Below are 9,806 nucleotides of genomic sequence, written 5' to 3' on the forward strand. Positions count from 1 at the left end.
AACCATCCTAGGCGCGCGCGCCGCCCCGCTCCAGATACAGATGGGCGATAAAAAAACCGGTTCAGGCTGCCTGCCTGGGTGGGAAACGCGGCGCGTGCAGGCCCAGCTGAATGGCCTGGCGGACCAGCGCCATGATGTCCTGGTGGGCCAGCTCGAACAGGCGCTTGAGCTCCGGCAGTACGAAGTACAGCGGTTGCAGGATGTCGATGCGGTAGGGCGTACGCATCGCCTCGACGGGGTCGAAGGCCTGGTGCGCGGGCTCGTTGGACAGGCTGTAGACCGTCTCCTTCGGCGAGGAGAGGATGCCGCCGCCATAGATGCGCCGGCCCTGCGGGGTGTCGAGCAGGCCGAACTCGATGGTCATCCAGTACAGCCGCGCCAGGTACACCCGTTCTTCCTTGCTGGCGGCCAGGCCGAGCTTGCCGTAGGTGTGGGTGAATTCGGCGAACCAGGGGTTGGTCAGCAGCGGGCAGTGGCCGAAGATCTCGTGGAAGATGTCCGGCTCCTGCAGGTAGTCCAGCTCCTCCGGGGTGCGGATGAAGGTGGCCACCGGGAACTGCTGGCTGGCCAGCAGCTCGAAGAAGGTCTGGAACGGGATCAGCGCCGGCACCCGGGCGACCCGCCAGCCGGTGGCGGCCTGCAGCACCTGGTTGATCTCCCCGAGCTGCGGAATGCGCTCGTGGGGCAGGGCGAGCTGCTCGATGCCATCCAGGTATTCCTGGCAGGCGCGGCCCTCGATCACCTTGAGCTGGCGGGTGATCAGGGTGTTCCAGACCTGGTGCTCGGTTTCCGGGTAGTCGATGAAACCGTCCGGGTCGGGCTGGCGGGCCACGTACTGCGTTGTCTTCATGGGGCCTCCGGCTTCGGGCCGCTGTTGTTGTGATGCTTCATCAATAGCGGCGATCGCGTGCCGGCGCAGCCCCCGGCCGAGCGTCCTGCGGCGCCGTGTCGCTGCGAAACCGTAAAGAAAATCTTACGAGCGGAGCCGGTTCGCGGGTTTTCAGCTTGCTGGCGGTTTCTGCTGTCACATATTCTTGACGGAAAATTCCGCCCGGCTGGCGAAATCGCGCCGGGCGCCGCCCCGTACAACAACGATTCCGGGCCCGCCATGCGCATCAAAGTCCACTGCCAGAACCGCGTCGGCATCCTCCGCGACATCCTCAACCTGCTGGTCGAGTACGGCATCAACGTTAACCGCGGCGAGGTCGGTGGCGAGCAGGGCAACGCCATCTACCTGCTCTGCCCGAACCTGATCAACCTGCAGTTCCAGTCGCTGCGGCCCAAGCTGGAAGCGGTGCCGGGGGTGTTCGGGGTCAAGCGCGTGGGCCTGATGCCCAGCGAGCGCCGGCACCTGGAACTGAACGCGCTGCTGGCGGCGCTGGACTTCCCGGTGCTGTCGATCGACATGGCCGGGCAGATCGTCGCCGGCAACCGCGCGGCGGCGCAGCTGCTCGGGGTGCGCGTCGACGAAGTGCCGGGGATTCCCCTGGCGCGCTATGCCGAGGACCTCGACCTGCCGCAACTGGTGCGCGCGAACAAGGCGCGGATCAACGGCCTGCGGGTGAAGATCAAGGGCGACGTGTTCCTCGCCGACATCGCCCCGCTGCAATCCGAGCACGACGAAAGCGAGGCGCTGGCCGGCGCCGTGCTCACCCTGCACCGCGCCGACCGCGTCGGCGAGCGCATCTACAACGTGCGCAAGCACGAGCTGCGCGGCTTCGACAGCATCTTCCAGAGCTCGCGGGTGATGGCCGCGGTGGTCCGCGAGGCGCGGCGCATGGCGCCGCTGGACGCGCCGCTGCTGATCGAGGGTGAGACCGGCACCGGCAAGGAACTGCTGGCCCGCGCCTGCCACCTGGCCAGCCCGCGCGGGCAGGCGCCGTTCATGGCGCTGAACTGCGCCGGGTTGCCGGAATCCATGGCCGAGACCGAACTGTTCGGCTACGGCCCCGGCGCCTTCGAAGGCGCGCGCCCGGAAGGCAAGCTCGGCCTGCTGGAACTGACCGCCGGCGGCACCCTGTTCGTCGACGGCGTCGGCGAGATCAGCCCGCGCCTGCAGGCCAAGCTGCTGCGCTTCCTGCAGGACGGCTGCTTCCGTCGGGTGGGCAGCGACGAGGAGGTGTACCTCGACGTGCGGGTGATCTGCGCGACCCAGGTGGACCTCTCCGAACTCTGCGCCCGGGGCGAGTTCCGCCAGGACCTGTACCACCGCCTCAACGTGCTCTCGCTGCACATCCCGCCGCTGCGCGAATGTCTCGACGGCCTCGGTCCGCTGGTGGAGCACTTCCTCGACCAGGCCAGCCGGCAGATCGGCTGCCCCCTGCCACTGCTGGCGCCGCAGGCCATGGAGCGCCTGGGCCGCTACCACTGGCCGGGCAACGTGCGGCAATTGGAGAACGCGCTGTTCCAGGCGGTGTCGCTGTGCGAGGGCGGCACCATCAAGGCCGAGCACATCCGCCTGCCGGACTACGGCGCGCCGCACCCGCTGGGCGACTTCTCGCTGGAGGGCGGCCTGGACGCCATCGTCGGCCGCTTCGAACGCGCGGTGCTGGAGCGCCTGTACCGCGAACACCCGAGCAGCCGCCTGCTGGGCAAGCGCCTGGGGGTGTCGCACACCACCATCGCCAACAAGCTGCGCCAGCATGGCCTGGGCCAGGGCACCGACACCCCGTAGGAGCGGGCCATGCCCGCGATTCGCGCGCGCGGCGCGCTCCTACAGGAAGACGCCGCACATCGGGAAACCCGCTCCCGGGCCGCGGATCACCAGGTCTTCACCCGATAGCCCTTCACGCAGGCCCGCACCTCGTCGTCGATCAGGTTCCCCGGCTTGATGCACTCGGCCATGCTGCGCGGGCTGTCGCCGTATTTCGTCGGTTGGGCCGCGGTGTTGTCGGCCGGGCGTTCCAGGCCCAGGCGGCCGAGCAGGGCGTGCCAGCGCGCTTCGCCCCACTGGTGGCTGGCCGGGTTCTGCCAGAGCGCCCAGGCGCCAAGCGCCAGGGCCACCAGCAGGGCCAGTTCCGCCAGGTGCCTGAGCGCGCGGCGCAACTGGCGTGGTTTGCGCCGGGGCGGCTCGCCGGGCTGGCCGGGATTCTTCAGGTTCTGCCAGTACCAGTCGCGGTCTTTCTCGGCCATGTCGTGCGGTCCGTCGGGGGAATCCGCGCAGGGTAGCGCCTGGCGTGGCCGCCGACGAGCAGTCATCGTCGGCCCTTGAGTGCTTTGTGCACCGCCACCATATTCGAGGCCATGAACCGACTCGTCAGCAGCGTTCCCGCCGACGTCCTGCAGGGTTTCCATCCCGCCGTCGCGGCCTGGTTCGCCCGTCATTTCGCCGCGCCCACGCCGGCCCAGGTGCAGGCCTGGCCGTCGATCCGCGCCGGGCGCTCGACCCTGGTGGCCGCGCCCACCGGCTCGGGCAAGACCCTCACCGCCTTCCTTTCGGCCATCGACCAGCTGGTGCGCGAGGGGCTGGCCAACGGTGGCGAGCTGCCGGACCGCACCTGCGTGGTCTACGTCTCGCCGCTCAAGGCGCTGTCCAACGACATCCGCATCAACCTGGAGGAGCCGCTCGCCGGCATCCGCGCCGAGCTGCAGCGCCTCGGCCTGCCGGAGGTGGATATCCGCAGCGCGGTGCGCACCGGCGACACCAGCCAGGGCGAGCGCGAGGCCATGCGCCGGCGCCCGCCGCACATCCTGGTGACCACCCCGGAATCGCTCTACGTGCTGCTCGGCTCCGACTCCGGGCGGCAGATGCTGGCCGGCGCGCGCAGCGTCATCGTCGACGAGATCCACGCCCTGGCCGGCGGCAAGCGCGGCAGCCACCTGGCGCTGTCGCTGGAACGCCTGCAGGCGCTGTGCGCCGCGCCGCTGGTGCGCATCGGCCTGTCGGCCACGCAGAAACCCATCGAGCTGGTGGCGCGCTTCCTCTGCGGCGCCGCCGATTGCCGCATCGTCGACATCGGCTACAGCCGCGCCCGCGACCTGGGCATCGAGGTGCCGCCGGCGCCGCTGGAGGCGGTGATGTCCCACGAGGTCTGGGACAGCGTCTACGACCGCCTCGCCGTACTGGCCGGGGAGCACCGCACCACCCTGGTGTTCGTCAACACCCGGCGGCTGGCCGAGCGCATCACCCGCCACCTGGGCGAGCGCCTGGGCATCGACAAGGTCGCCGCGCACCACGGCAGCCTGTCCAAGGAACAGCGGCTGGGCGCCGAGCAGCGGCTCAAGGCCGGGCGCCTGAAGGTGCTGGTGGCCACCGCGTCGCTGGAGCTGGGTATCGACATCGGTGACGTCGAGCTGGTCTGCCAGGTCGCCTCGCCGCGCTCCATCGCCTCTTTCCTGCAGCGTGTCGGGCGCTCCGGGCACAGTGTCGGCGGCACGCCCAAGGGGCGGCTGTTCCCCACCTCGCGCGACGAACTGATCGAATGCGTGGCGCTGCTCGACAGCGTGCGCCGCGACGAGCTGGACGCCCTGGTCATCCCGCCGGCGCCGCTGGACGTGCTGGCCCAGCAGATAGTCGCGGAGGTGGCCTGCCGCGAATGCGGCGAGGACGAGCTGTTCCAGCTGCTGACCCGCGCCCAGCCCTACGCCGGGCTGCCGCGCGAGCGCTTCGACGCGGTGCTGCGGATGCTCGCCGAGGGCTACACCAGCCGCAACGGCCAGCGCGGCGCCTACCTGCACCGCGACGGCGTCCACGGCCTGCTCCGTGGCCGGCGCGGCGCGCGGCTGACCGCGGTGACTTCCGGCGGCACCATCCCCGATACCGGCGACTACCAGGTGCTGCTGGAGCCCCAGGGCCTGACGGTGGGCACGGTGAACGAGGACTTCGCCGTGGAAAGCCTGGCCGGCGACGTGTTCCAGCTGGGCAACGTGTCCTACCGCATCCTCCGCGTGGAGCCGGGCAAGGTGCGCGTCGAGGACGCCCAGGGCCTGCCGCCGAACATCCCGTTCTGGCTGGGCGAGGCACCGGGGCGCAGCGACGAACTGTCAGCCAGCGTGTCGCGCCTGCGCGAGCGCCTGGACGTGCTGCTCGGCGAAGGGCAGGGCAGCGCCGAACCCCTGGCCCCGGCGCTGCGTTGGCTGGAGGAAGCGCTGGGCCTGGGGGAAGCGGCGGCGCGCCAGCTGGTGGAATACCTGGCCCGCGCGCGCCAGGCCCTGGGCGTGCTGCCGAGCCAGTCGGCGCTGGTGCTGGAGCGCTTCTTCGACGAATCCGGCGGCATGCAGCTGGTGTTGCACTCGCCCTACGGCAGCCGGGTCAACCGCGCCTGGGGCCTGGCCCTGCGCAAACGCTTCTGCCGCACCTTCAACTTCGAGTTGCAGGCGGCAGCCACCGAGGACGCCATCATCCTCTCGCTGTCCACCAGCCACAGCTTTCCGCTGGACGAGGTGTGGCGCTACCTGAGTTCGAAGAACGCCGAGCACGTGCTGGTCCAGGCGCTGCTCGACGCGCCGCTGTTCGGTGTGCGCTGGCGCTGGAACGCCACCACCTCGCTGGCCCTGCCGCGTTACCGGGGCGGGCGCAAGGTGGCGCCGCAGCTGCAACGCATGCGCAGCGAGGACCTGCTGGCGGCGGTGTTCCCCGACCAGGTGGCGTGTCTGGAGAACATCGTCGGCGAGCGCGAGATTCCCGACCACCCGCTGGTGGCCCAGACCCTCGACGACTGCCTGCACCAGGCCATGGACTGCGAAGCCTGGCTGGCCCTGTTGCGGCGCATGGAGGCCGGCGATGTGGCCCTGTACGCGCGCGACCTGCCGGCGCCCTCGCCGCTGGCGGCGGAGGTGCTCAGCGCCAGCCCCTACGCTTTCCTCGACGACGCGCCGCTGGAAGAGCGCCGCACCCAGGCCGTGCTGAACCGGCGCTGGAGCGACCCGGAGTCCGCCGACGACCTCGGCGCGCTGGACCCGGACGCCATCGCCGCGGTGCGCGCCGAGGCCTGGCCGGAAGCCCGCGACCCGGACGAGGTGCACGAAGCGCTGAGCGGCCTGGGCTGCATCCTCGCCGAGGAGGCCCGCGCCAACCTTGGCTGGGAGTTGCTGCTGGGGCGCCTGGCCAAGGCCGGCCGGGCGACCCGTCTGCGCAGCGGCGGCGCCGACCTGTGGGTGGCCGCCGAGCGCCTCGACCAGTTGCTGGCGGTCTATCCACAGGCGCGGCAGACGCCGCCGCTGGAGCTGCCGGGCAACCTGCGCGAGGACTGGTCCGCCGAGGATGCGCGCCTGGAACTGTTGCGCGCGCGCCTGACCGGCTTCGGTCCGCGCACCCAGGCGCAGCTGGCCGCCGACCTCGACCTGGCGGGGGCCGACATCGCCTTCGCCCTGGCCGGCCTGGAGCGCGAGGGCTACGTGCTGCGCGGCCGCTTCAGCCCCGGCGCCGCCGAGGACGAATGGTGCGAGCGCCACCTGTTGGCGCGCATCCACCGCTACACGGTGCGCCGCCTGCGCCGCGAGATCGAGCCGGTGGAGCGCGCCGACTTCATGCGCTTCCTGTTCGACTGGCAGCGGGTGTCCAGGGCGACGCGGGTGCGCGGCGCCGAGGCGCTGGCCGGGGTGCTCAGCCAGCTGGAAGGCTTCCAGGCCGCCGCCGGGGCCTGGGAAAGCGATTTGCTGCCGGCACGGGTGGCCGACTACGGGATCAACTGGCTGGACGACCTGTGCCGCGCCGGGCGCCTGGTCTGGGCGCGCCTGCCGAGCCGCGCCACGGCGCGCGGGCGCAGCGGCGGCGGGCCGTTGCGCAGCACGCCCATCGTGCTGCTGCCGCGCCGGCAGTTGCCGCTGTGGGGCGCGCTGTGCGCCGACGCCCCGGAGGCGGAGCTGTCGTCCAAGGCGCAGAAGGTGCTGCAGGCCCTGCAGGAGCAAGGCGCGTTGTTCTTCGACGAGCTGACCGGCGAGGCGCACCTGCTGCGCAGTGAGCTGGAGATGGCGCTCGGCGAACTGGTGGCGGTGGGGCGGGTGAACGCCGACAGCTTCGCCGGCCTGCGCGCCCTGTTGCTGCCGGCGGCCAAGCGCAGCCGCCAGGAACGCCGGGCGCGCACGCCGCTGTTCGGCATGGCCGACGCCGGGCGCTGGGCGCTGCTGCGGCGGCCACCTAACGAATTGATCGACGGCCAGCCGCCACGCCTGCAGGCGGAGGTGCTGGAACACGTGGCCATGACCCTGCTGCGCCGCTACGGGGTGGTCTGCTGGCGGGTGCTGGAGCGCGAGGCCGACTGGCTGCCGCCGTGGCGCGACCTGCTGCGGGTCTACCATCGCCTGGAGGCGCGCGGGGAAATCCGTGGCGGGCGCTTCGTCGCCGGGCTCACCGGCGAGCAGTTCGCCCTGCCCGAGGCGGTGGCGCTGCTGCGCGAGGTGCGCAAGCGCGAGAAGGACGGCGAATGGCTGGTGCTCTCGGCGGTGGACCCGCTGAACCTGGCCGGCACCCTGCTGCCGGGGCAGAAAGTCCCGGCGCTGGCCGGCAACCGCGTGCTCTACCGCGACGGCGCCGCCCTGGGCGCGCTGGTCGCCGGCAAGCCGCTGCTCTGGAGCGAGCTCTCGGCCGAGGAAACGGCCGAGGCGCGGCAGCTATTGATCCGCCGCTAGCGACTGGGGCCTTGATGGGTATCACAAGCTCCACCCATCCTGCGGAGGAGCGGTGGGCTTTCGTAGAGTGGGTGGAGCGCAGCGATACCCAGCGAATCCGCCGTCAGAAACGAATCCGCCCAGTGAAGGCGTCCTTGAGCATCACCCAGTCGCCCATGAACGACCACAGTGGGTACTGGAAGGTGGCCGGGCGGTTCTTCTCGAAAACGAAGTGGCCGACCCAGGCGAAGCCGTAGCCGGCGAAGGGCAGGGCGATCAGCCAGGCCCAGTGGCCGCCGATCACCGCGTAGGCGAGGATGCTCAGCACCAGCAGGCTGCCGACGTAGTGCAGGCGGCGGCAGGTGGCGTTGCTGTGCTCCTGCAGGTAGAAGGGGTAGAACTCGGCGAAACTCTGGAAACGCTCGGCGCTATGGGTGGCCATGGTGCACCTCCTGTTGTTGTGATGGCCCAGTGTAATGACGGGCGCGATCACTCGCGGATGACTCCTGCAGCCAGTTTAGTGTCCCGGCGGGCACTGCGCGGCGCGGCAGGGTTTGATATCAATGTGCCACCTGTCGGAATGTCGACGTTTTCCGAGCCTGCGCTCTGGACGGCGCAAGGGCGCTGCGCGTACTTTTCGCGCCCCATTCTCCGTTGTCCTCTGGATTGCGCCCCGCCATGAACAAAAGCTGCTTTGGTCTCGTATCTGCTGTGCTGCTTGCCGCCGTTTCCGCTCCTTCCGTGGCCCTGGCCGACGACATCGGCGTCGGTGTCGGCGTGAGCTACGTGTTCGGCAGCCAGGGCGGTTTCACCGTCGGCGTGAAGGCGTTCTCCAACGATGAGGACAACGAGACCGTCGGTTCCGTCGGCCTGGACTATGTGATCACCTCCGGCGCCTTCCGCCCGAACATCGGCGCGGCCTACCAGGGCCAGGGCTACTTCGGCGGCGCCGACGTCGGCTTCAACCTGAAGAGCCAGGAAATCGACTTCGGCGTCGGCGGCGGCTGGTCGAACAGCGACGACGACAAGAAGGCGCCACCCAAGCGCACCTTCATCTGATCGCGTCGTTCGCCGCAGAACCCCGCCTTGCGCGGGGTTTTTCGTTTTCACCGGGCGCTCGATCCGTCGGAACATGGGGTAGTATCCTTCCCCCGCCCTTGGCTGGCGGCTGACGGACCATAAGAAGAATCGAGATGCCTGAGCGTACGACACTGTCCAGCTGGGTGCGTGGAATCCTCCTCGCCATCGAGCAGGAAGGCCTGGACGGTCGCGCCCTGTTCGCCGAACTGGGCCTGGACCACGGCGTGCTGGACGACCCCGACGCGCGAATCCCGCAGGACGACATGAGCCGCCTGTGGCAACGCGCCGTGGAACTCAGCGGCAACCCGGCCATCGCCCTCAACATGGCCCGCGTGCACACCCCGGCGTTCCCGGTGCTGGGCTATGCGCTGATGTCCAGCCGCAACCTCGCCGAGGGGTTCGAGCGCCTGGAGCGCTACCAGCGGATCATCGCCGAGGGCGCCGACGTCAGCTTCCGCCGCCAGCCCGAAGGCTGCCTGTTCAGCGTGCAGGTCCACGGCGACCGCCTGCTGCCTCCGCGGCAGAGCGCGGAAAGCTCGCTGGCCGGCATGATCGGCCTGGTGCGCTGGATCACCGGCCGGCACATCCGCCCGCTGGACGTGCGCCTGGCCGGCGAGCCGCCGCAGGACCCGACGCCCTACCAGGCGCTGTTCGAGGCGCCGCTGAGCTATGGCCATGGGCAGTGCGCGCTGCTGTTCTCCCACGCCGACATGACCGCCCCGTTGCCGACCGCCAACGCCGAGCTGGCGCGCCTGCACGACCGCTTCGCCGGCGAGTACCTGGCGCGCTTCGAAAGCAGCCGCTTCAGCCACCAGACCCGCCAGGTGCTGTGCCGCCTGCTGCCCCAGGGCGAACCTCGGCGCGAGGTGGTGGCGGAAATCCTCCACCTGTCCGAGCGCACCCTGCAGCGGCGCCTGCAGGAAGAGGGCGGCAGCTACCAGCAACTGCTCGACGACACCCGCCGTGAGCTGGCCCAGCAATACCTGGCGACACCGCACATGACGCTGCTGGAGATCGCCTACCTGCTGGGCTTCTCCGAACCGAGCAACTTCTTCCGCGCCTTCCGCCGCTGGTTCGGGGTGACGCCGGGCGAGTACCGCGAGCGGTTGTAGCGGGGCAGGACGCGCGATCGCGGGTACGGAGAGCGGCGAAACATCCGCGTACGCCGATCAGCGCAG

At 70.5% G+C, this 9,806-nt stretch carries 7 protein-coding genes; 4 read left to right on the top strand and 3 right to left on the bottom strand.

Annotated features, from left to right (window positions below):
• Positions 1-61 precede the first annotated feature (61 nt).
• Positions 62-850 carry a phenylalanine 4-monooxygenase gene (phhA, locus tag P3W75_RS04265; RefSeq protein ID WP_276226132.1) on the bottom strand — a complete coding sequence of 263 codons (789 nt, stop codon included), beginning with the start codon at positions 848-850 and terminating at the stop codon, positions 62-64.
• A 258-nt stretch (positions 851-1,108) separates the two neighbouring features.
• Here phhA and P3W75_RS04270 point away from each other — a divergent pair, with 258 nt between their 5' ends.
• Positions 1,109-2,674, top strand: coding sequence for a sigma-54-dependent transcriptional regulator (locus tag P3W75_RS04270; RefSeq protein ID WP_276226133.1), 1,566 nt, complete (start codon positions 1,109-1,111; stop codon positions 2,672-2,674).
• An 86-nt stretch (positions 2,675-2,760) separates the two neighbouring features.
• On the opposite strand, the gene P3W75_RS04275 is transcribed toward P3W75_RS04270, so the two are convergent.
• Positions 2,761-3,132: a hypothetical protein gene (locus P3W75_RS04275; RefSeq protein WP_276226134.1), complete on the bottom strand. Its 372-nt coding sequence runs from the start codon at positions 3,130-3,132 to the stop codon at positions 2,761-2,763.
• A gap of 111 nt (positions 3,133-3,243) precedes the next feature.
• Here P3W75_RS04275 and P3W75_RS04280 point away from each other — a divergent pair, with 111 nt between their 5' ends.
• Positions 3,244-7,569: a DEAD/DEAH box helicase gene (locus P3W75_RS04280; RefSeq protein ID WP_276226135.1), complete on the top strand. Its 4,326-nt coding sequence runs from the start codon at positions 3,244-3,246 to the stop codon at positions 7,567-7,569.
• A 103-nt stretch (positions 7,570-7,672) separates the two neighbouring features.
• Here P3W75_RS04280 and P3W75_RS04285 read toward each other — a convergent pair whose 3' ends face one another.
• Positions 7,673-7,990: an Mpo1-like protein gene (locus P3W75_RS04285; protein WP_276226136.1), complete on the bottom strand. Its 318-nt coding sequence runs from the start codon at positions 7,988-7,990 to the stop codon at positions 7,673-7,675.
• Positions 7,991-8,226: 236 nt separating this feature from the next.
• Between P3W75_RS04285 and P3W75_RS04290 the strand changes: the two genes are divergently transcribed.
• Entirely contained in the window at positions 8,227-8,607 is a 381-nt protein-coding gene (locus P3W75_RS04290) for a hypothetical protein (protein ID WP_276226137.1), read from the top strand.
• 134 nt (positions 8,608-8,741) lie between these two features.
• The gene (locus tag P3W75_RS04295; protein ID WP_276226138.1) at positions 8,742-9,740 is read left to right on the top strand and encodes an AraC family transcriptional regulator; all 999 of its coding nucleotides are present in this window, start codon (positions 8,742-8,744) and stop codon (positions 9,738-9,740) included.
• Positions 9,741-9,806: the final 66 nt, after the last annotated feature.

Source organism: Pseudomonas citronellolis, assembly GCF_029335315.1.
Taxonomy (GTDB): Bacteria; Pseudomonadota; Gammaproteobacteria; order Pseudomonadales; family Pseudomonadaceae; genus Pseudomonas; species Pseudomonas citronellolis_A.